Genomic DNA, 20,110 nt, shown 5'->3' on the forward strand with positions numbered 1-20,110 from the left:
CAATCAGACGGTCGACCTCAAGAGCGGGCCTCATGTGCACGATTCGAAGATCTGCCGCGCCTGCCAGCGGTCTCTGCCCGCAGCGTCGTTCGCTCCTCATGCAAGCTCCGGCGATGGGCGCCGACACCAGTGCCGGGAGTGCGTCGCTGCGGAACGACCCGCGCCGTTGAGCGCCGGGCAGCGAGAAGTGCGACGGATAAGGGAGGGTGCAGCGGTGAAGGCGGATCGGAACCAGCGTTTGCGGGACAGCGGCTATCGATGGGTGATCCAAGCCCCGGACGGCCGGATCTTGTCCATCCAGCAGGCCGAGAATGAGCTTGACGCAATCGACGCCGAGGACAGCCGGTCGTACTGGGACGAGCTGCCTCCAGGCTCAGACCTCTGATCCTCCGTCCCGCGGCGGCGACTATTCGCCCACTTCTCCGGGGACATGCACCGTCGTTCGACAATGCGTCCCTGCTTCCCTGTCGCTTGAACGCCCAGTTGAGGCTACGTGATGAGAGAATCGTGTCATGACTAGCGAGTCCTCGACGGCACTCTCACGGACCCCTGCATTCGAGTGGGGAAACCACGTCGGCCCGGTCATTGGTGTGGCCGCCTCAGCGCTCATCTGCCTTAAGCTTTTAGCAGTCGCCGGCTGGGACAGCAACACCGCGTTCGGAATCCTCGCAGCAAACGGGACAGCTAATGTCCTGACAGGTGCACTCCTGGCCGTTCTGCCAACCCTTTACGGAGCATTCGCATTCGCGATAATTCCTCGAATTGAACGTGACCTCAGGCTTCGTACGCCGGTTGAGAGAGCCGCTGCACGACTCTTGGCGACATGGCCCACGATCCTACTGGTATTTATTGTCCCGCTTGGGATATTGATATTCTTTGCAGTGTTCATATTGCTGGCGACCGCACTGTCGATCTATCGATCGATCAAGGATATTCGGATGCGCGCTAGCCGCGAGAACGTCCCCGTACCGACCTCAGAGCCGCCAAGCAGGTTTGAAGCGACGAGCGCCGGCCTTGCCGGGCTTGCGATCCTAATGTTCAGCTCTCTGCCGATTCCTTGGATACCGCCGGAAACCGTCGTTACACCAAATGGAGAGCAGACCGCGTACGTCCTGAGCCGTGACGAAGAAGATGCAACAGTGCTCTTTCAGGAACACCGGAGCCTGGCCCGCATAAAAAGTGATGAACTATCGGGTTCGTACTGCCGGTTAGACTTGGGATGGTGGAGCGAGCCTCTTCCGCGTCTTTTCGCGGATGTCAAGTACCCATCATGCCCAAGCTGAGCGATCCTATTAACTCGCTAACCTGCGCGAGAGGACGAGCGGACCCTCGTGGTTGATCCAGGCGCCGGATGGCCGGATGTTGTCCATCCAGCAGGCCGAGGAAGAGCTTGACGCAATCGACGCCGCGGACAGCCGGTCGTACTGGGACGAGCTGCCACCGGGCTCTGACCTCTGACCCTCCGTCCCGCGGAACCTCGCCTTCGCCCACTGGTGCGGGGACATGCCCCACGTGGAGGAGGATCCATGGCCTCGCTGATCGAGTCCGTCCGCAAGCTGCACGGCCCGACACTCGTCGAGCACGACAACGGCTACGACGTCGACGTCATCTGTCCCGAATGCACCCGCCTGCGCACCGAAGCCCTCGAGAAGGCGAGTGCCGACGGCGAAGACTGGGTCTACACGGCGGAACTCGCGCATGTGCCATATCCCTGCGCCACGCGGGTCGTCGCCGGCACCACCGAGGCCGAGGGCAAAGACGAGTCCGCACGCTTGCGCCTGGAGCACCTGGTGGTGCAGCGGGAGGAGCTCGAGGAGCGCATGGAGCGGCTCGATGCCGTCATCGGCCTGATCCGTCGCGATCTCGGCGAGGACGCCGACGAGTCCCCCGAGCCCGACCAGAGACCCGTCGACAAGCCCGCCAACCCGTCGAGCGCGCTTGTGAAGAGCCCCGAGGTGAACACGGTCACCGATGACGAGGCCAGCACAACTGCACCTGGCTCGGCGCCGGAAGAGCGCGACGACTACGACTTCTGAGCATCGTTCGATCACGCGAGCGTTCGTCCTGACCTGAACGATCGAGCCCGCGCGGTAACTGACGATCTACCCTCGTCAGCATGACCGACAACACTGGGCAGCGCGACGCTGCGGACCGCTTCATCAACGCGACGGAGCAAGCCAAGAAGGCCCTCGAGGGGAAGTACCAGAGGAAGTTCTCCGGGCTCGGTGCCGCGGTGAGGCATGCGGAGGAGCAGCGCGACCATGTCGTGCGACAGAATGCAGCCGCCCTCCATGTGCTTGTCGACCTACGCAACGTCATTCAGCACAGTCGCGTGAACAAGGGGCTGCCTATCGCTATCCCGAGAGATGACGCCGTCGAGGCGATGGAGCGGATCGGGGCCCACATCGAACACCATCCGCTGATCAAGGACTTCATGGTCAAAAACCCGGCAGTGCTCGCTCCGAACAGTGCGATCGAAGAGGCCTCCGAGCACGTCGTACGACTCGACCTGTCGCAGTTGCCGGTCTATCACGAGGGCTCATACGTCGGGTTGTTCACGACGAATGCCATGGCCAGGTGGCTCGGCAACGCGGTCCGCAGCGAAAACGGGACCCTAATCATCGAGAACGTGAAGGTCGCGGAGATCCTGGAGCATGTTGAGCAACACGAGATGCCGAAGTTCGTGGGTCCGAATAAGTCGGCTCTGAAGGTGTGCGAGACGCTCTCAAAGGAGACCGCTCCCCCAGCAATCCTCGTGACGACCGATGGGACAGCCGCCGGGCAACTGCAGGGGATCGTGACCCGCTTCGACGTGGCCCGCATCCTGCGCGAAGCGACCGTGAGCTACCCCTGACCGACGCCCTCGTCGTCCCGCGACGCAGAGCCCTCGCCCACTTCCTCGACAGCGACGGCATCGAGGGAGATGGACATGACCACGACGAAGGTCCGCAAACGCGACACTGGCGAGCAGGGCAACCAGGGTGAGTTCGCCAGTGTGAGCCGCGCCGAGGCCGCCGTGGCGATCACCGAGCCGTCCTCCGTGGTGAAACTGGAGACGGAGGAGTCGTCGACCGGTACGACCATGCGGATCCCGACCTGGTCGCTAGATCGCATCGAGCACAAGGTGGAGCTCGCCAACCGGCGCCTGGAGCGGGAAGGTATCGCCGAGCGCTTCGAGTGAATATTCGGCGTGTTGAGCACCGGTGGTGGTCCCGTTCGGCGCCACCTTGTCGGGGGCGTGATCGTGGTGCTCAGCGCCGTTGAGTAGTGGGCGTCAGCGCCACCATATTTCTAGGCTCCTTCTGCCACGTGGCGTCTCACGTGGCAGAAGGAGTAATCGGAAATGGTACGGAAGATCAGGGCGAAGCTGGTGCTTCGCCTCCGCAGCGAGGGTCTCTCACGCCGGCAGATCGCCGCGCAGGGCATGTCGAGGCACTCGGTGGACGCGGTCATCGCTGCCGCGGACGCGATAGGGATCAGCTACGACGATGTCGTCGCGGTGCCGGATGCGGAGGTGTATGCGCGGCTCTTCCCCGGGCGGGGAGAGCACCACAGCGTCTATGCCCAGCCGGACTGGGACGAGGTCCACCGTGAGCTCGCGAAGGGCGGGGTCACGCTGAAGCTGTTGCACGGCGAGTACCGCGACGCGGCAGCCTCGGCCGGCACCCCGGCGATGGGGTATGACAGGTTCTGCAAGACCTATCAGCGTCATGTCCTGGTCGCGGGGCTCGCCTCGCGCGTGGGCCACAAGGCCGGGCAGAGCATCGAGGTCGACTGGTCGGGCAAGACCATGTCCTTGACAGATCCGGTCACGGGGAAGACGACGAAGGTGTTCTTGTTCGTCGCCTGCTTGCCGTTCTCGCGGTATGCGTTTGTCGAGCCGACGCTGGATATGAAGCAGGAGGCCTGGCTGCGGGCACATACGGCGATGTTCGAGTGGTTCGGCGGGAGCGTTCCGCGGATCGTCCCGGACAACCTCAAGACGGGAGTGCTCGCGCACCCTGCCGAGGGAGAAGTCGTGCTCAACGACGCCTACCGGGAACTGGCCGCGCACTACAGCGCGGCGGTGCTGCCGGGCCGGGTCAGGAAGCCGAAGGACAAGGCGAGCGTGGAGAACACGGTCGGGAACATTGCCACGCAGGTCATCGCCGCGCTGCGCCATCGATCTTTCACGACGCTGCCGCAGCTGCGGGAGGCGATCTATGAGCGGATGGAGGCATACAACGCCGAGCCGTTCCAGAAGCGGGCCGGGTCCCGGTCCTCGGTGTTCGAGGCCGAGGAGAAGCCTCTGCTGCGGCCCCTGCCGGCGGTCCGTTACGAGATCAGCCACTGGGTGCATGGGCGGCGAGTCCGCCGGGATGGTCACGTGGTGTTCGAGAAGAACTTCTACTCCGTCCCCTACGCTCTCATCGGTCAGGGCGTGGATCTGCGGGTGACCTCCTCGATTCTGGAAGTGTTCGACGGTGACCGGCGCGTGACCAGCCACGCTCTGGCTCCAGCTGGGGTGGTCAACGAGCATCGAACCCATGATGCGGACTTGCCCGACGGCCCTCGCTACCGGGAATGGACGGCCGATCGCGCCCGCGAATGGGCAGGCCGCATCGGCGAGAACACCCTCACCGTGGTCAACCGGATCTTCGAGTCCGTGGCGGTTGCCGAGCAGGGGCTGGACCCCGCGCTGGCGGTGCTGCGCCTGACGCGCCGGTTCTCCGCGGCGCGGGTCGAGGCCGCGGCCGGCATCGCGCTCTCTTCCCGGGTCCGGTCACCGCGCTATGCGCATCTGCGGCCGATCCTCGACAGCAGACAGGACGCCCCACCCGCCCAGCGAGATGCCCGCCCCCAGATCGATCGAGCCCCTCAGGCGCCGGCCGGGGTGGCAGCAGGGTTCGTGCGCGGTGCGGAGTACTACGCAGGAGGCAAGAAGTGACGCAGCTGGATGCACAGACCAAGCACAAGCTCCGCGAGATGGGCGCTTCGAGCCTGCTGGAGGCGTTCGAAGGACAAGACCCCACCCTCGCCCTGGGGATGGCGTTCGAAGAGCGTATCCAGCTCGCCGTCGATGATGCGCATGCCACGTTCACGAACGCGAAGGTCGACGGGCTCATCCGTCGTGCTGGGCTGCGTTACCCCGACGCGGACCTGCGCTTCGTGGACCTCGTCGAGGAAAGGGGCCTGGATCGCGGCGTCCTCGCTCAGCTGCGGAGCTGCTCGTTCGTCCAGATGCGGCAGAACGTCGTCTTCCAAGGCTTCACGGGGTCGGGGAAGTCGTATCTCGGCTCCGCGCTGGCCAAGAGCGCCTGCCAGCACCGCTACCGCGCTCACTACATCCGGATGCCAGATCTCGAGGAGTCCTGGGCCACGGCCCAGGACAAACCCGGTGGCCGGGAGAAGTGGCTGCGGAAGTACTCCACGTTCGCAGTCCTGGTCATCGATGAATGGCTGCTGGACGAGCCCAGCGACGAGATCCGCTCCATGCTGCTCGAGCTGCTCGAACGGCGCTACGACACGGTCTCGACGGTGTTCTGCACCCAGTACGCGAAGAAGGACTGGCACGCCCGCCTCGGCGGAGGAGTCCACGCCGACGCGATCATGGATCGCATCGTGCACAACACCCTCTGGATCACCACCGGTGAGATGAACATGCGCGAGCACATCGCGCACGCCACGACCTGACCACGGCATCGGTGAGCGTCGGCCCCGAGGGCTGGCGCTCACCGACGCGATCCACCGGCGCCCGACCGCGATATCGAGTGGCGCTCAGAGGCAATACCGACTGGCGCTCAACAGGCCGAATACTCATTCGAGCTCGAGCGGGACGACGAGGAGGTCTCCTACCGCCGGCCCACGGGCGACGAGGTCGACATGTACGGCTACGCGCCGTGGCAGCAGTACGCCTTTCAATACTCGACCCTCACCCTGAACCGGCCGTCGATCTCTCACGAGGGCTGGCGGTTCGATGCCGCACTGGACCGCGTTCCCGGCACGGACGAGTTCATGATGCGCACGGTGCCGGGCCGCGACTTCGCTGGATGGCGACCTGAACCGGGACGCTGCGATCACTGTGGCAAGTTTCGCGACCGGAACACCACCTACCTGGTCACGAACGAGGAGACCGGCGAGACGCTGCAGGTCGGTGCGTCGTGCATGGAGGTGTTCCTCGGTGTGCGGCCTAAGGGACTGTGGAGCCTCGGCACGTCGATCGAGCCCGATGAGGATCGGAATACGGCGCCGCTGTCCACCCAGTCCGTCGAGGACAACCGGGAGCTGATCGCGAAAGCGCTGGTCGCCTCAGACATGGGCAAGCGCTACGTCTCGAAGTCCCGCGCCGGCGAATGGGGCAGCGCCTCCACCGCCGACCGCATCGATGCACTCTTCGGCTCGACCACGTTCCGTCGACTCACCGAAGAGGACAGGCTCGAACGTGAGGAGGCCCGGCAAGAGCTCGCGGAGGTCCTGAGCTCCGGCCTGGTCGATGACGTGGTGAAGGCCGCGCGTGAGGTGGGGACGGACTCCGACTACGGCCGCAATCTCAACACCGCGCTGGACGCCGGATTCTCCACCGTGGCGATGTCCGGAACCGTCATCAGTGCCGTGGCCGCTTACGGCCGGAAGAACCGCGAGGTTGCGCAGGTCAAGGTGCGTGAGGATCGGATCACGGAAGCCACCCCGGGATTCGTTGCGCCGGTCAAGACGCGTCTGCGCGATGTCCCGGTGACGATCACAAATGTCTTCGAGGGCACGCGTGCCGCCTATGCGTGGCCCCACGGGGACGAGCCGTTCCAGATCATCACCATGCGCGGCGCGGACGGCCACGAGATCGTGTGGAAGACCAGCACCGTCCAGCCCATCGCCGTCGGTGATGAGGTCACGATGACCGGCACCGTGAAGGAGCACGGCGAGTTCCGCGGCGTCGACCAGACCCAGATCTCCCGGGCGAAGCTCGAGATCCCTGTAACGCTCGGCGCCGATGGATTCCCCGCCCCCAACACGGCCTACTCCCCCAACGCTCTCGGCCGCGCCGGCAAAAAGCTCACGGCGGAGCGGATCCGCGTCGAGCGGACAACGCGTCGGCCGGGAGCCGACGGCGAATGGAACGTCGAGGGACGGACGACGAGCAACCACCGCGTCACGTGGGAAACGACCGACGCACCGCCCGAAGGCTCGGCCACCGAGCTCACCGGCACGATCGACTATGTCGACGATTCCGGCGTGAAGACCGCCATCATCGTCCAGTCCTGATTCCCTGGCGCCTCAGGACGCTGGCAACGGCTCGACCAGGGACGGGTCGGTGCGGTCGAGGGTTCGGACGTTGTTGACTTTCCGATCCACCGCGTAGGTCTCAAGCTCACGGGCCACGGTCGTCGACACGTCGTCGATCATCGCGAGCAGTGGGTTCTTCTGCTCAGGTTCGAGCTTCCCCGGGACGAGCCACTCCCCCACGGCCTCGTCGGTGAGGAACACGGGCATGCGGTCGTGGACCTCGCCGCCGGCGTCCCGGGCTTCCCGGGTGACGATCGTGAACGTGATGTCCCAGCTTTCCCCGTCCTCGGCCTTCCGGGCGGCGGTGAGCCCGGCGGCGTGCAGCAACTTCCCGTCCGGGTGGTGGATGACGAACGGATCCTTGCCACCGTCCTCGGCTTCGACCCATTCGTAGTAGCTGGTCATCGGTACGACCGCACGGCCGCTGGAGAACGGGCCGCGGAACATCCCGTTCGTCGCAATGGTCTCCATGCGAGCGTTGATCGGACGAGGTCCCTTGTCCTTGGCCCACGAGGGATGCAGTCCCCACCGCGCGAGCTCAAGACGACGCTGCAACTCGCCGTCGTCATCGACGAACTCCCGCACCACTGGCGCCTTCGTGCGTGGAGCGATCGAGTAGATCGCCTCCCACTCCCCCGCGCGGTCGTCGCTGGTCGCGACATAGGCATGCAGGAGCCCGGCACCGTTACCGGGGACCAGCATCGTTCGATCGAGAATTATGAAGCGCCCTGGGTTCCGTTCCGAGTCTCAGCAAGGAGAATCGGAGTATGCCCAAGAAGTTCAGTCCGGAGCTGCGTGACCGTGCCGTGCGCATGGTCTACGACCGCCAGGCACTCGAAGGTGGCCCACGATCGGAGTCGATCCGTGCTGTCGCGCCCCAACTCGGCGTTGGCATGGAGACGCTGAGGATCTGGTGCAACCGCTACGGGCCAGCCGAGCCCTCGGCCGGCCCCGCGGAGTCTCTCGAGGAGGAGAACCGCAGACTGCGTCGAGAGCTCGCCGAGTCCCGGCGGGCCAACGAGATCCTCAAGGCCGCCTCCGTGTTTTTCGCCAGGGAACTCGACCACCCCACGACGAAATGATCGCCTTCATCGATAGGCATCGCGATCACTTCGGGGTCGAGGCCATCTGCCGCGTCCTGGGCGCGACGGAACGTGGGTTCCTCACCTCTCGCGGATACCGTGCCGCGAAGCAGCGCCCGGCATCGGCCAGAGCGGTCCGTGACGAGGTGCTCGTCGAAGAGATCCGTCGGATTCATGCCGAGAACTACGGCGTCTACGGGTATCGGAAGATGCATCACGCGATGCGCCGTGCCGGATGGGAAGTCGGCCGCGACCAGACCGCTCGGCTGATGAAAGCTGCTGGTCTGTGCGGGATACGCCGTGGTCGAAAGGTGTTCACGACGAGCCCTGCTGGTGGCCTGGACCGTCGTCCTGATCTGGTCGAGCGGAACTTCACGGCTGCCGGACCGAATCAGCTCTGGGTCGCTGACATCACCTACGTCCGGATCCCGTCCGGGTTCTGCTACACCGCGTTCATCACGGACGTTTTCACGCGAAGGATCGTCGGCTGGGCAGTGGCCACCAGCCTCCGCACTGAGGCACTGCCACTGCAGGCTCTCGAGCAGGCCCTCCAGACCTCCCCGGCAGAAGCGTCTCGGACTGGGCTGATCCATCACAGCGATAGGGGCAGCAACTACGTCTCGCTGGCCTACTCCGATGCGCTGATCACCGCCGGAGTCCAGGCCTCGGTCGGATCCGTCGGAGACAGCTACGACAACGCCCTGGCTGAGACCGTCAACGGCCTCTACAAAGCCGAGCTCATCCACCGACGCCGCACCTGGCCCTCAGCGACCGCCGTCGAGATCGCCACTCTGGACTGGGTCACCTGGTGGAACACGAAGCGCCTGCACGAAGCACTCGACTATCGCACCCCGGCCGAAGTCGAAGCGTCCTACACTCACCCCACGACGACCGCGCCCGCGACCGTCTAACCACGGAACGGAACCCAGGGCGCTTCAGTGTGAGTCATGGACATGTTGCGGTTCCTGTTCTGGAGCGGGTGGGCTGACTGCGGAAGTTCTGTCCTACCGCGACCGGGAAGACATTCTCCGATGGCAGGGAGGGATCACGTGTCCTCGTCGACGAGGCCCTCGAGTGCATTGTGAGCGGCATGCTCGCGCAGATGGTCCGCGGTGTAGGGGATGGTGAAGCGGACTTGTCCGTGGCCGGCCGACTCGATGATGCCGTCGCGGATGAGGCGTCGGCGGTACTCGCCGGCGTACTGGGCGCTCACGCCCATCCGCTCGGCGATCTTCCCTGTGCGGGAAGGGCCGTCGTCTTGGGCCATGGCGAGCAGGTAGGTGCGGTCGACGCTCGATAGCGGACGCAGGGCGGGGGTGTGGACGTGCCGGCCGAGGCGGCGTCGTGCAGCGGCGATTCCAGTGTCGACGTCCTCGGTAGTAATCGGGCCAGCGGTCGTGTGGGCCTTGAGGGTGTGGTAGCCCACGAGCTGGATCATGAAGGGATACCCGTCGACGGCATCGGCCGCCAGGTCGAGCCCGTGGACGTCGATCTCGTGCCCGCTGTCGGCGATCGTCCCCGCAAGTGCGGCTCGGACCTCTGCGCGGCTCACGCGGCCGATGGGGTGGTGTTCGGCGCGGCGCAGGAACGTCGCCCCTGGGTGGTCGAGCAGCTCTTCGATGGGAGTGGAGAGTCCCGCCGCTGCGAAGGCGAGCAGACGTTCCTCTCGGCGGCCGTACTGGATGATCTCGCCGAGCTTGCGGAGATCTTCGATGTCAGCGGCCTGGACCTCGTCGATGGTGATGACGAGGCCTTTCCCGTCGGCCTGGAGAGCGTCGGTGAGCTCGGTGATCTGCGATCGGAGCGTCGACTCTGCGGGGTAGCGCTCGGTCCACGAGGCGCTGCCCCCGAGGGGGCCGATCGTTCCGCTCGCGGACCCGAGCTGTGCCGGCGGCTTGCTGGAGTGCTCCTGGAGCAGGCGCGGCAGATGGTCATGAGTAAGGCGCTCCAGGAGTCCGCTGCTCGAGCTCTCGGTGATGACCAGCCATCCGGCGCCCTCGGCCGCTCGTCGGTAGGCGTCGAGCAGCACGGTCTTGCCCATCCCGCGCTGTCCGGACAGGAGGACCGTTAGGCCAGCAGGGTCTAGGATCCCGTCGAAGGTGTCCTCGAACTCGTCGATCAGCTGGTCGCGGCCGACAAGGAGGTGTGGGTAGGTGCCGAACGACGGCTTGAATAGGTTGCGTGGCATACAAAAAGTATAAAGGGCAGCGCCCACATCAAAAAGGATCAAAAGATCCTCGGACTACGTTCAGGCTGACGGGGCGGGTGACGAGCTATCCGGCGATCGCGGTAGAGGCCTCCTCGAGCTCCGCGGGCAGTGGCGCCTTCTGCTCAGCCCTGAGCTTGCTGGGGGAGAACCATTCCTCGAGCGTGCCCTCGGTCAGGAAGGCCAGTATCCGATTGTGAACCTCACCGCCAGCATCTCGCGCCTCACCAGCCCTCATCGGCCGCACAGATCCAGACATCCGAGAGGACGGCCGCCGTGGGCGAGGCTCTCGGCTGCATACCGCTCGCGCATCTCGCGATCGGATTCAGGCCCCGGCGCCGCCGTCGACGGGCACGATCGCGCCAGTGACATACGAGGCGCGGTCGCTGAGTAACCAGGCGGCGACCTCGGCGATCTCACGCGGCTCGCCGAGCCGGCCCAGGGGCACGGAAGCGGCAGTAGCCGCGAGGGTTCCGGGCGCCGCCTCCTCCCATATGTCCATCATCTCGGTGGCCGTGGCGCCCGGGGTGATGGCGTTGACCCGGATGCCGCCGGCCGCCCAGCTCACGGCTGCCGTCTCGGTCAGGCTGTTCAGGGCGCGCTTCATGGCGCCGTAGGCGGGCAGTGCCGGGCTCGCTCGGCGGCTACCGATGCTCGACGTGTTGACGATGGCGCCGCCGCCGTTGCTGCGCATGAGAGCGGCTTCGGCGTTCATGGCGATCCAGTGCGCGCGGAAGTTCACGGTGAACTGCTCGTCGATGTCGTGGTCGGTCGTGGTGTCGGCCGGACCGAACTGCTGCTGAGGGGCTGCACCGTTGTTGAACGCTCCGTCGAGGCGTCCGTGCAGCTTCTCGACACTGCCGACGACGGCGCGGATGCTCGACGGGTCGGCGAGATCGAGGGCGAGGGCGTCCGCAGTGCCGCCGGTTTCGCGGATCTCATCGGCGATGCGGTCGAGGGCTTCCGTGCCACGAGCGGCGAGGACGACCGAGGCGCCCTCAGCGGCGAAGAGGCGTACTGCGGCCGCGCCGATGCCGCGGCTCGCGCCGGTGATGAGAATGACCTTGCCGGCGAGCAGGCCGACGGGAGTGGTGTTGATGTTGTTCGTCATGGTGACAACTCTGCGCTCGGGCGAGCGCCAGATACAGGCACAGGCTGTACCAGGCTCACACTGACCCGGTCAGCGTCTGATTCTGACGGCTCGTCACTGTCGCGAGGCGGAGAACCGCTGAACCCCCAGCACGCCGAGCAGCCTGATCTTCTCCTCGTCCTCGCTGTGCGGTTCGGCGGTGAGAACCAGGAGCGCCTGCGACCAGTCCTCGGTGAACAGCGCTTGGCAGTCGACCTCGATCGACCCCACCTCGGGGTGGATGATCACCTTGTGGTCGGCGAAGCGCTGGGCGACCTCGTGCTGCTCCCAGAGTTCGACGAACTCCGCACTGCTCCCGTGCAGCTCCGAGACCAGCTCGGCGGCCCGCGATGAGGTTCCCATCGCACCGTACGCTGCGCGCAGACCGGCGACGAGGGTCCGACTGTGTCGAGCGTGATCGCTCTGCGGATAGTGCTGCCGGCCCGTTTCCGGGTGGACGAACCATCGCCACGACTCATACCTCTCCCACCCTGTCGCGCCAGCGTTATTGCCGAGCAGCGCCGCAGCGAGTCTGTTCTGCAACAGGGTCTCCCCGAGGGCGGAGATGATCAACGCAGGTGTGTCGGAGAGCCGATCGAAGACGCGGTGCAGCGCCGGTGCGACGTGCCCGGTGGCCCCCAGGCGATCGGGGACGGCGTGCCCCGCCGTGCGGTAGAGATAGTCGCGCTCGTCGGCCGTGAGCCGTAATGCCCGGGCGAGCGATGAGAGAATCTGAGTGCTCGGCTGCGGTCCGCGTTGCTGTTCGAGGCGCGTGTAGTATTCGGTCGACATGAGGGCGAGCTGCGCGACCTCTTCACGTCTCAAACCCGGCGCTCGGCGTCGCGGTCCTGATGTGAGGCCGACATCGCCGGGTTGCAGTTCACCGCGACGACGGCGGAGGAACTCGGCCAGGGCTTCACGATCCATGCCTCCATGATGCACGCACTGCGAGACGGCATCCAGGGATCGACGATCCCTCGATAAGCGGTCCCTGGTAGGGCTCTCCTGCGCGGCGGAGACTCTGAACATGCGAATCAACGGAAACACCATCTTCATCCCGGGCGCGACGAGCGGCATCGGCCTCGCTCTCGCCGAACGACTGCACGATGCGGGTAACACGGTCATCGTCGGCGGACGTCGCCGCGAGCTGCTGGCCGAGATCGCCGCCCGGCATCCGGGGATCGACACGGTCGTGATCGACACGACGGATGCCGCATCCATCGCGTCCGCAGCATCAGAGGTCATCGAGCGTCACCCCGACCTGAACGTTCTTGTGGCGATGGCGGGCATCATGCGCATCGAGGACTGGACCCGTCCGTCCGGTTTCGTCTCGACGGCGGAAGAGACCGTCACGACGAACCTGCTCGGCCCGATCAGACTCATCGGAGCGTTCATCGAGCACCTGCAGACTCGCGAGGATGCGACGATCATGACGGTCTCGTCAGGGCTTGCGTTCGCACCCCTGCGGGTGACCCCGACGTACAACGCCACGAAGGCCGCGATCCACATGCTCAGCGAGTCGCTCAGACTGCAACTCGCCCACACCTCGGTGCGGATCGTGGAGCTGGAGCCGCCGTCGGTGGCGACCGACCTGATGCCAGGTCAGAGCGAGAGCTCGTTCGCGATGCCGCTCGACGCGTTCGCCGACGAGGTCATCTCGATCCTGCGCGACGAGCCCGACGTGACCGAGGTGCAGGTCGAGCGTGTGAAGTTCCTGCGATACGGCGAGGCGCGCGGCGACTACGCCGAGGTCGTCAAGACCCTGAACGCGAGCGACCCGCACGCGGCGGAGTGATATGTAGTTCGTCAAGCGGGCAGGATGATGCGCCGCCAGGCCGGGTGCCGGGCGGCGCATCATCCTGCTTTCCGGGGGGCGTCCGCGCCAACCCGAGCCCCGTCCCGCGTCAGGACGCCGGGAACTCAACCCCGGCCAGACGCTCCGAGACATCCCAGATGCGCTTGGCATCTTCGGCTCCGCGCAGACGCGAGTACAGTCTCTGCTCGGCCGGTGCCCCTCCGAGATGGCCCGGGCCGCTCGGCCCGTACAGCGCGCCCGGCTTCGCCGCCGGATCGGTCGCCGCCGTGAGGGCGGGCATGCCCGCCGTCTCGACAGTGCCGAACAGGATGCCGCGCTCGGATAGCTTGCGGATGAGCCTGCGGCGTGGCGTCTCGCGAGAACGGCCGAGTTCCGGGCGAGCTGCCAGCAGATTGGTCGGAGCCACTCCAGGATGCGACAGGTTGCTGCTGATGCCCCAGCCGTTGGCCCTGCTGCGTCGATCCAGCTCGAGCCCGAACAGTCCGAACGCGATCTTCGACTGGCTGTACGCACGAGCACCGTTGTACGACCGCTCCCAGTTCAGATCGTCCCAGTTGATGGAGTTCTGATTCGCCGCGACACTGATCTGCGAGGTCACCCGTGCACGCCCCTCCTTGAGGAGCGGCAGCAGGTGCGCCACGAGCGCGAAGTGCCCGAGGTGGTTCGAGCCGAACTGCAGCTCGAGTCCGTCGGCGGTCTCCTGCCGTTCGGGCGGGGTCATCACACCGGCGTTGTTGATGAGGATGTGAATCGGCGCACCCTCATCACGCAGGGTCTCGCCGAGGGCGGCGACGGAGGCCAGTGACGAGAGATCGAGGTCGCGCAGCGACACGTCGGCCCCTGGAACGGCCTGCACGATCTTCGCCATCGCGGTGTCTCCCTTGCGGAGATTGCGGACCGGCATGATCACCTGGGCGCCGGCACGGGCCAGGCGGGTGGCGATGCCCAGGCCCATCCCGTCGCTCGCGCCGGTGACCACGGCGCGCGTACCCGACAGATCCGGGATGCTGATATCGACCTTCTTGCGTGCCATCTTCTCGCTCCTGACTCTCGACTCGACCAAGGTTCTCGCGGATGCTATTGGACGGCGCCGCCGCTGACGAGCAGCGCCTGTCCGCTGACCCAGGCGGCGAGGTCGCCGGCCAAGTACTCGGCGGCGTCGGCGACATCCTCCGGAGTGCCGGGTCGCCCGCCGAGCGGCCGCATCCCGGCGTTGACCTGATGGAACTCGTCGTCCTCGGTGACCTGTGTGAACACACCCGCCCCGGCGATCACCGTCGGGAGGATCGTGTTGACCGTGATGTTCCGCGGGCCCAGTTCGAGGGCGAGCACCCGTACGAGCTGGCGCGAGGCGGTCTTGCTCGACGAGTACAGACCGGTGCCGGGTACGGGGCTCACCGTCGAACTCGAGCCGATGTTGATGAGCCGGCCGCCGTCTGTCAGCAGTTTCGCCGCCTTCTGCAGCGTGAAGAACGCGCCCTTGGAGTTGATCGCGAACAGCCGGTCGAACTGCTCCTCCGTCGCGTCGAGAACCGGTTCATCGACGATCTCGACACCGGCATTGGCCACGACGATGTCGAGGCTTCCATACGTCTCGACCGCGGTTTGCGAACAGCCTGTCGATCTCCGCCGGCGTCGCGATGTCCGCCTGCACGGCGATCGCGTCGCCCCCGGCCGCTTCGATCTCCTCGACGGTGCGGCGCGCGTTCTGCTCGTCGCTCGAGTAGTTGACGACGACGCTCGCGCCCAGGCGTGCGTACCTCTGGGCGATCGCCTTGCCGACGCCGCGGGCCGATCCTGTAACCACCGCGACCTTTCCAGCCAGATCCGACATCTTCTTCTCCTCTGCGAACTGTCTACGTGTGTGTATTGCTTACGTAGTTCAGGATCGCGCGGGCCCGCAGACCTAACCAGGGTCTGTCGATGCCTGGTATCGACGAGAAGCGAAACGAAGGGACGGCGCTGCCCGTTCCGGAGTGCGCCGCCTCGCAACGCGCCACAGGAGGCCGCATCAAGTCGGACTTGCGATTCTCTGCCACAGTCGTCTGGAGCAACCTGCCACTCCCGAACCCCACTGATCGTGTACGGCAGCAGATCATCGAAGCAGGCAAAGGCATTCTCGAGGCAAGGGCCCAGTACCCGGACCGCTCCCTCGCCGACCACTACAACCCACTCGCTATGTCCCCCGCCTCATCAAGGCGCACGACGCACAGGGGACTGATGCGCGATCAGGTGTCAGCTGGGGTTAGGCCGCCAGACTGACGGTCGGGTTCATGATGGTCTCGTACTCGATGGGGGTCAATCGACCCAGTCGGGCCTGCCGGCGTCGGCGTGGTAGGTGCGTTCGATCCAGGTGATGATCGCGGTCCGCAGCTCTTCTCTGGTCTGCCAGCGCTTGCGGTCCAGGACGTTCTTCTGGAGCAGGGCGAAGAAGGACTCCATGGCGGCGTTGTCACCGGCGGCACCGACCTGGCCCATCGAGCCGATGAGGTGGTGGCGGTTCAGAGCATGGACGAATTTCTTTGCTCTGAACTGCGAACCTCTGTCGGAATGCACGATGCAGCCAGCCGCATCTCGGCGCCGCGATACCGCGTTGCCCAGGGCGTTCACTGCGAGGCGAGCCTTCATTCGGGAGTCCATGGAGTAGCCCACGATCCGGCCGGAGAAGACGTCCTTGATAGCGCAGAGATAGAGCTTCCCCTCGTCGGTCCAGTGCTCGGTGATGTCGGTGAGCCAGAGTTCGTTGGCGTCGTCGGCGGTGAATTCGCGCTTCACGAGGTCATCGTGGACCGGTGGACCGGGCCGCTTTCCATTCTTGCCGCCTTCTTCCCGAATACGGACCACCATTGGTGTCCCGGCAGATCCTCCACGCCGTGCGCTCACACATCTCTACGCCTGCCTGCGGCTTCGCCGGCCAAGAAGCGTAGCCGAACTCCGGATCGTCGCGATGGGCATCCACAGGCAGTGGCTCGATAGGCCTCGGTCAGCTCAGCTGCAGTGACCTGCTGTGCAACCAGCGTAGTAGGGCTGGCGGGAGAGCTTCAGGACCCGCAGGGACACCGCGACGGGAATGCCGTCTGCGGCGAGCTCGCTCACGAGCGGGTAGAACCTTTTCCCGCAGGTTCGCTTGGGACAGGTAGGCGGCCGCGCGGCGCAGGACCTCGTCTCCTGCTCGAGCAGCCGTTCCGGCGACGCAGATCGCGCAGCTCGGTCGATTCCTCCCGAGTTTTCCCGGGCCGGGCACCGTCTTCGACGTCAGCCTGACGCATCCAGTTCGTCAGGCACGACTCGGAGATCCCGAAGTCCTTCGCGATCACGGCGAGCTTCTGACCAGGTTCACGGTTCCTCGCGACGCGGACGACGTCGTCCCGGAACTCCTGGGGGTAGGGAGCAGGCATGGTGCACATCCTTCCCTGCAACGCTCCTCAGCGCCACAGATCACGTGACACCTACCTGCGCATCAGTCCCCCCAGATTCCCGGGGCACGGCATCGTTCGGCCCTGCACTAATCCTGCGGTGGTGTTGCTCGGAGTTCCGGATAGGCACCCCAGGTCGCGTTCGTGCGAGCCGCGTGCCTGATGGCAGTGTTGATGCTGATGCCGAGGGTGTCCGCGACGATGCTGGCCGGTACCTGTTGGACGAGTTGGTCGATCCGTGCCTGCTGGGCCTTCCGGATCTGGATCCGGTGGCGGGCGAGATGTAGGGCGACGTTGGCTTCGCTGGTGTGGTGCTGGGGCGTGGCTCCGGGGAACAGCCATTCTGGTGCATCCCCCACGAACGGTCGGTGACCGCTCAGCTCCTCGAGATGTCGGCTAAGCAGGTCCGCGATGGCTTCGGGCAGCGTGAGCGGAGTCGTACCAAAGGCGATGCGAATGGTTCCATCGTGCGCCGTGATGTCGGAGAGGTGCAAGCGGACGCAGTCGGAGAGCCGTTGGGCGAACACGAGGGCGAGCAGGCCGATGATGCGGCTGCTTAGAGGGATGCTGTCGTCCTCGATGAGGAGGTCAACCTTGCTCCAGAGGGTGTCGTCCGGAACCGTAGTCGAGGGAATGGTAGGTGTGCGACGAGGCACGGTGACTGGGCCGGTTAATCCCCGGCGCACTGCCCAGTTCAGGAACGTTCCGACGGCAGCTTGCGAGCTATGGCCGGCGAAGTACCGATCCACCGTGGCCTGACTCAATGAGGGCAGGTCAAGACCGTGGTTGGTTATCCAGTACAGGAAGTTCGCGATCTTGCGCAGATCGGTGGCGCGTGTGTCGTAAGCGCCGGTCGAGAGAGTCCGCTTCGAGGATCGCTGGCGGAGCTTACGGAACACTTCCCAGTTGAAGTACTGGCCGACGATGGCCGCGTGTTCGGCAGGAAGGTCAGCGATGAACGTGGCGGCGAAGTTTTCGAGGTCGTTCAGTCGAACATCGATCGCGGGTAGCGTGCCGGCGCTGATGAGCATGCGTCGTAGGTAGCGCACTCGAGGCGAGGGGGGTAACGCGTCGAGCGTGGTGTGGCTGATCGGGGCTTGGTCTGTAGCCATTGCGCGCAGCGTCTCTCCGATGGGGTTCCGCCGTAGCCACCGTACGACCGAGCGTGGATCACGAGCCGTCAGGAGATGGTCGTACAGCGACGTCAGGCCCCGGTGAACGCCACCGTGACCGTCCGCAAGCACGTCACGGAGGCGAGCAGTCAGCCGGCAGGTGCCGCACTGCGAACCGGTGAGCTGCTCCTCGCCCCCACAGGTAGTACATGCGAATCGTGGCGGTACGCCAGCGCAGGCCGCACAGACGATCTGCCGAGATGGATCGTAGAAGGCAAGAACCTTGATGTAGCCGCAACTCGGGCAGCGACCGGGGTGCCGACGAAGCCTGGAATAGCAGGCGTTGCAGATGCGCTGCTCGAGGATCACGTACCGGGCCGCGACTTCTCGAGCACAGCGGTCACAGCCGATCTGAACCGTGACCTTCTGCCGACTCACTCGTTTGGGCGGTGCAGCCGAGGCCGGACGGGGCGCAGATCGCCTATCGTCGGCCCGGTGTGCTGCGCTGCTCCTGCTGCTCGGCGTGGTCGCTGGACCTGGACCTGGGGGATCTCGATGAGGTCGTTTGGAGTGCAGTCAAGGATTCGGCAGAGTGCGGCGAGCACTTCGACGTTCAATCGCTCGGGAGTCTTGGTCACGAGGCGGTAGATCTGTTCGCGGGAGAGCTGTACGCCTTGGTCTCGTAGGGGGTCGATCAGATCGGTGGTGTTGAACATCCCCGAGGTAGCCATGATCTGGCGCAGCTTCCAGGTGATCGGGGCGTCAGGTGTGGGAGTCGTCGGCATGGTTTCCTCCGTAGATGCGTGATAGTGCTTGGCTGATCATGCGGTTTTTGAAGTCGTCGCCGACAGAGGTGTATATCGCGGTGGTGGACGCGTAGGCGTGTCCGACCTGGTCCTGCACGAACTTTTCGGCGTACCCCCACTCGATGAGGTTCGTGACGTAGGTGTGGCGTAGAGCGTGCACGCTGAGCTCCCCGGGTAGCCCGGCTTCGTCACGGATCTGGGCGAAGCGAAGGTCGATGTAGCGCAACGAGACCCGAGTCCCTCGTTCGGTCAGCCACAGGGGGCCCGTTGATTCGGTAGTGAAGCGGGGACGAGCCTGGTCGATCCATTGGGCCAGACCTTCCGTGATCCAGTCGAGTTCGGGAAGTGTGCACCGAGCGGCGCCTTGGGCCCGATCCGTGAGCTCCCTTCCCCCAGCGCACCTCCACGGCTCCGAAGCGTCCGAACCGCGGGGCCGCACCGTTGGGCCTCAGGTCCGCTACATCTAGCCTTACCGCCTCGGCGCGACGCAGCCCGTATGCGTAGATGGTCTTGAAGATCTGGGAATCGCGCAGCGCCGCCAGGGCCCCCTTTCGACCGCGTCGGAGGATGACTTCGACTCGCTGGTCGGCCGCGGAGAAGAACGTCTCGAGCTCGTCGTAGGTCAGAGCGCGCCGCTGTGCGCGTCCTTCATAGCCGAGCAAATGTGCGAGCGTGTTCCACTCATGGCAGACCTGCTGCGGCGTCGTTCCGAACCGCTCCTCGCAATCCACCGACCACTGGTAGCGAGGGTCGGTGAGGTAGTCGCAGAACAGACGGATGATGGAGTGGTAGCCCCGGATCGTGGACCGAGCCGCCGGATGCGTCCGCGACATCACGCGCGTGGTGTAGTCCTCAAGATCTCCAGGAGACCACTCCCACGGGTATCGGCCAGCGAACTCCTCGAAAGACCGGACGACTCGCTCCCTACTCCCGATGGTCCGCTCGGAGAGCCCTCGGCTGCTCTGCTGATCCGCCCAACCGGAGAGCATCGCGTCGAACACGAAGCGATGCTCGTCCAGCGCACGCACGTTGCGGAGCTCGCGAAGCGGAGATACACCAGGGCGGTTCTGATCCACGACGCCAGTATTGCATCCGTTGCAACAATGATGCATCAAGCCTGGCCAGACGGGGGCAGATTCTGCCTTCGTCGACGTGCGCGGGGCTGGGGCTCTGCCAGCGGCGATGCAGCATCTGGATCTGCCCGGCGATGACGTGACTGATCGAGAGCCCCGACAGACCATTGAAAGGAACCCAGCCGAACCCTCATAGGCAGAAACAAGGTT

21 protein-coding genes and 1 pseudogene are annotated in these 20,110 nt (G+C 65.4%); 10 read left to right on the plus strand and 12 right to left on the minus strand.

The window, feature by feature from the left end; translation table 11 throughout:
- The first annotated feature begins 512 nt into the window (after nucleotides 1–512).
- From JOF43_RS14040 to JOF43_RS14070, 7 genes are all read left to right on the plus strand, one after another.
- On the plus strand, nucleotides 513–1,283 hold the full coding sequence (locus JOF43_RS14040; protein WP_209902952.1) for a hypothetical protein: 771 nt from the start codon (nucleotides 513–515) through the stop codon (nucleotides 1,281–1,283).
- 243 nt (nucleotides 1,284–1,526) lie between these two features.
- A complete protein-coding gene (locus tag JOF43_RS14045) occupies nucleotides 1,527–2,036 on the plus strand; it encodes a hypothetical protein (protein WP_209902953.1) in 510 nt (169 codons plus the stop codon).
- Nucleotides 2,037–2,116: 80 nt separating this feature from the next.
- Nucleotides 2,117–2,854, plus strand: a complete 738-nt coding sequence (locus JOF43_RS14050; RefSeq protein WP_209902955.1) for a CBS domain-containing protein — start codon at nucleotides 2,117–2,119, stop codon at nucleotides 2,852–2,854.
- Nucleotides 2,855–2,929: 75 nt separating this feature from the next.
- Complete coding sequence (locus JOF43_RS14055; protein ID WP_209902957.1) at nucleotides 2,930–3,181, plus strand: hypothetical protein; 252 nt, start codon at nucleotides 2,930–2,932, stop codon at nucleotides 3,179–3,181.
- Nucleotides 3,182–3,343: 162 nt separating this feature from the next.
- Nucleotides 3,344–4,927, plus strand: a complete 1,584-nt coding sequence (istA, locus tag JOF43_RS14060) for an IS21 family transposase (RefSeq protein ID WP_209902959.1) — start codon at nucleotides 3,344–3,346, stop codon at nucleotides 4,925–4,927.
- Between the two features lie 38 nt (nucleotides 4,928–4,965).
- The gene (locus JOF43_RS14065; protein WP_209903341.1) at nucleotides 4,966–5,673 is read left to right on the plus strand and encodes an ATP-binding protein; all 708 of its coding nucleotides are present in this window, start codon (nucleotides 4,966–4,968) and stop codon (nucleotides 5,671–5,673) included.
- 189 nt (nucleotides 5,674–5,862) lie between these two features.
- Nucleotides 5,863–7,239, plus strand: coding sequence for a hypothetical protein (locus JOF43_RS14070; protein ID WP_209902961.1), 1,377 nt, complete (start codon nucleotides 5,863–5,865; stop codon nucleotides 7,237–7,239).
- Between the two features lie 12 nt (nucleotides 7,240–7,251).
- Here JOF43_RS14070 and JOF43_RS14075 read toward each other — a convergent pair whose 3' ends face one another.
- Nucleotides 7,252–7,962 (minus strand): SOS response-associated peptidase, encoded by a 711-nt coding sequence (locus tag JOF43_RS14075; RefSeq protein ID WP_209902963.1) that lies wholly within the window; start codon nucleotides 7,960–7,962, stop codon nucleotides 7,252–7,254.
- A 65-nt stretch (nucleotides 7,963–8,027) separates the two neighbouring features.
- Here JOF43_RS14075 and JOF43_RS14080 point away from each other — a divergent pair.
- Nucleotides 8,028–9,253 (plus strand): IS3 family transposase gene (locus JOF43_RS14080; RefSeq protein WP_245353966.1). Its coding sequence is split into 2 segments (ribosomal slippage): nucleotides 8,028–8,313 and nucleotides 8,313–9,253, totalling 1,227 coding nucleotides; the frame shifts between segments, so codons are not numbered across the junction.
- A gap of 134 nt (nucleotides 9,254–9,387) precedes the next feature.
- Here JOF43_RS14080 and JOF43_RS14085 read toward each other — a convergent pair.
- The 4 genes from JOF43_RS14085 to JOF43_RS14100 form a co-directional block, all read right to left on the minus strand.
- Nucleotides 9,388–10,530 carry an AAA family ATPase gene (locus JOF43_RS14085; protein ID WP_209897649.1) on the minus strand — a complete coding sequence of 381 codons (1,143 nt, stop codon included), beginning with the start codon at nucleotides 10,528–10,530 and terminating at the stop codon, nucleotides 9,388–9,390.
- An 85-nt stretch (nucleotides 10,531–10,615) separates the two neighbouring features.
- The gene (locus JOF43_RS14090; protein WP_209897647.1) at nucleotides 10,616–10,786 is read right to left on the minus strand and encodes a hypothetical protein; all 171 of its coding nucleotides are present in this window, start codon (nucleotides 10,784–10,786) and stop codon (nucleotides 10,616–10,618) included.
- A gap of 87 nt (nucleotides 10,787–10,873) precedes the next feature.
- Nucleotides 10,874–11,659, minus strand: coding sequence for an SDR family NAD(P)-dependent oxidoreductase (locus JOF43_RS14095; RefSeq protein WP_209897645.1), 786 nt, complete (start codon nucleotides 11,657–11,659; stop codon nucleotides 10,874–10,876).
- Nucleotides 11,660–11,752: 93 nt separating this feature from the next.
- The gene (locus JOF43_RS14100) at nucleotides 11,753–12,604 is read right to left on the minus strand and encodes a helix-turn-helix transcriptional regulator (RefSeq protein ID WP_209897643.1); all 852 of its coding nucleotides are present in this window, start codon (nucleotides 12,602–12,604) and stop codon (nucleotides 11,753–11,755) included.
- A 100-nt stretch (nucleotides 12,605–12,704) separates the two neighbouring features.
- On the opposite strand from JOF43_RS14100, the gene JOF43_RS14105 reads away from it, so the two are divergent.
- A complete protein-coding gene (locus JOF43_RS14105; RefSeq protein ID WP_209897641.1) occupies nucleotides 12,705–13,472 on the plus strand; it encodes an SDR family oxidoreductase in 768 nt (255 codons plus the stop codon).
- Between the two features lie 109 nt (nucleotides 13,473–13,581).
- On the opposite strand, the gene JOF43_RS14110 is transcribed toward JOF43_RS14105, so the two are convergent.
- Genes JOF43_RS14110 through JOF43_RS14120 form a run of 3 tightly spaced genes read right to left on the minus strand, consistent with a single transcriptional unit; the run spans nucleotide 13,582 to nucleotide 15,327 of the window.
- A complete protein-coding gene (locus JOF43_RS14110) occupies nucleotides 13,582–14,526 on the minus strand; it encodes an SDR family oxidoreductase (RefSeq protein ID WP_209897638.1) in 945 nt (314 codons plus the stop codon).
- A gap of 44 nt (nucleotides 14,527–14,570) precedes the next feature.
- Complete coding sequence (locus tag JOF43_RS14115; RefSeq protein ID WP_209903348.1) at nucleotides 14,571–15,062, minus strand: SDR family NAD(P)-dependent oxidoreductase; 492 nt, start codon at nucleotides 15,060–15,062, stop codon at nucleotides 14,571–14,573.
- A complete protein-coding gene (locus tag JOF43_RS14120; protein WP_209903343.1) occupies nucleotides 15,031–15,327 on the minus strand; it encodes an SDR family NAD(P)-dependent oxidoreductase in 297 nt (98 codons plus the stop codon). The genes JOF43_RS14115 and JOF43_RS14120 overlap by 32 nt, the downstream gene beginning before the upstream one ends.
- 89 nt (nucleotides 15,328–15,416) lie before the next feature.
- Between JOF43_RS14120 and JOF43_RS23175 the strand changes: the two genes are divergently transcribed.
- Nucleotides 15,417–15,755: a type IIL restriction-modification enzyme MmeI gene (locus JOF43_RS23175; RefSeq protein ID WP_342592184.1), complete on the plus strand. Its 339-nt coding sequence runs from the start codon at nucleotides 15,417–15,419 to the stop codon at nucleotides 15,753–15,755.
- Here JOF43_RS23175 and JOF43_RS14125 read toward each other — a convergent pair.
- The 4 genes and pseudogenes from JOF43_RS14125 to JOF43_RS23180 form a co-directional block, all read right to left on the minus strand.
- A pseudogene (locus JOF43_RS14125) lies at nucleotides 15,739–16,891 on the minus strand (IS3 family transposase). The gene JOF43_RS23175 and the pseudogene JOF43_RS14125 overlap by 17 nt on opposite strands.
- 107 nt (nucleotides 16,892–16,998) lie before the next feature.
- Nucleotides 16,999–17,940, minus strand: a complete 942-nt coding sequence (locus JOF43_RS14130) for a site-specific integrase (RefSeq protein WP_209897634.1) — start codon at nucleotides 17,938–17,940, stop codon at nucleotides 16,999–17,001.
- 515 nt (nucleotides 17,941–18,455) lie between these two features.
- Nucleotides 18,456–18,806, minus strand: coding sequence for a helix-turn-helix domain-containing protein (locus tag JOF43_RS14135; protein WP_209897632.1), 351 nt, complete (start codon nucleotides 18,804–18,806; stop codon nucleotides 18,456–18,458).
- Nucleotides 18,784–19,266, minus strand: a complete 483-nt coding sequence (locus JOF43_RS23180; protein WP_342592047.1) for a tyrosine-type recombinase/integrase — start codon at nucleotides 19,264–19,266, stop codon at nucleotides 18,784–18,786. Before JOF43_RS23180 ends, JOF43_RS14135 begins: the two co-directional genes overlap by 23 nt.
- Between the last annotated feature and the right edge of the window lie 844 nt (nucleotides 19,267–20,110).

Source organism: Brachybacterium sacelli, from assembly GCF_017876545.1.
Taxonomy (GTDB): Bacteria; Actinomycetota; Actinomycetes; order Actinomycetales; family Dermabacteraceae; genus Brachybacterium; species Brachybacterium sacelli.

Coding starts and splice junctions, on each gene's coding strand:
- JOF43_RS14120 (WP_209903343.1), bottom strand. CDS start 15,327: ATGTCGGATCTGGCTGGAAAGGTCGCGGTGGTTACAGGATCGGCCCGC.
- JOF43_RS23175 (WP_342592184.1), top strand. CDS start 15,417: ATGCCTGGTATCGACGAGAAGCGAAACGAAGGGACGGCGCTGCCCGTT.
- JOF43_RS14110 (WP_209897638.1), bottom strand. CDS start 14,526: ATGGCACGCAAGAAGGTCGATATCAGCATCCCGGATCTGTCGGGTACG.
- JOF43_RS14100 (WP_209897643.1), bottom strand. CDS start 12,604: ATGGATCGTGAAGCCCTGGCCGAGTTCCTCCGCCGTCGTCGCGGTGAA.
- JOF43_RS14095 (WP_209897645.1), bottom strand. CDS start 11,659: ATGACGAACAACATCAACACCACTCCCGTCGGCCTGCTCGCCGGCAAG.
- JOF43_RS14085 (WP_209897649.1), bottom strand. CDS start 10,530: ATGCCACGCAACCTATTCAAGCCGTCGTTCGGCACCTACCCACACCTC.
- JOF43_RS14135 (WP_209897632.1), bottom strand. CDS start 18,806: ATGCCGACGACTCCCACACCTGACGCCCCGATCACCTGGAAGCTGCGC.
- JOF43_RS14075 (WP_209902963.1), bottom strand. CDS start 7,962: ATGCTGGTCCCCGGTAACGGTGCCGGGCTCCTGCATGCCTATGTCGCG.
- JOF43_RS14045 (WP_209902953.1), top strand. CDS start 1,527: ATGGCCTCGCTGATCGAGTCCGTCCGCAAGCTGCACGGCCCGACACTC.
- JOF43_RS14050 (WP_209902955.1), top strand. CDS start 2,117: ATGACCGACAACACTGGGCAGCGCGACGCTGCGGACCGCTTCATCAAC.
- JOF43_RS14040 (WP_209902952.1), top strand. CDS start 513: ATGACTAGCGAGTCCTCGACGGCACTCTCACGGACCCCTGCATTCGAG.
- istA (WP_209902959.1), top strand. CDS start 3,344: ATGGTACGGAAGATCAGGGCGAAGCTGGTGCTTCGCCTCCGCAGCGAG.
- JOF43_RS14105 (WP_209897641.1), top strand. CDS start 12,705: ATGCGAATCAACGGAAACACCATCTTCATCCCGGGCGCGACGAGCGGC.
- JOF43_RS14130 (WP_209897634.1), bottom strand. CDS start 17,940: ATGCTCATCAGCGCCGGCACGCTACCCGCGATCGATGTTCGACTGAAC.
- JOF43_RS14070 (WP_209902961.1), top strand. CDS start 5,863: ATGTACGGCTACGCGCCGTGGCAGCAGTACGCCTTTCAATACTCGACC.
- JOF43_RS14090 (WP_209897647.1), bottom strand. CDS start 10,786: ATGAGGGCTGGTGAGGCGCGAGATGCTGGCGGTGAGGTTCACAATCGG.
- JOF43_RS14065 (WP_209903341.1), top strand. CDS start 4,966: ATGGGCGCTTCGAGCCTGCTGGAGGCGTTCGAAGGACAAGACCCCACC.
- JOF43_RS14055 (WP_209902957.1), top strand. CDS start 2,930: ATGACCACGACGAAGGTCCGCAAACGCGACACTGGCGAGCAGGGCAAC.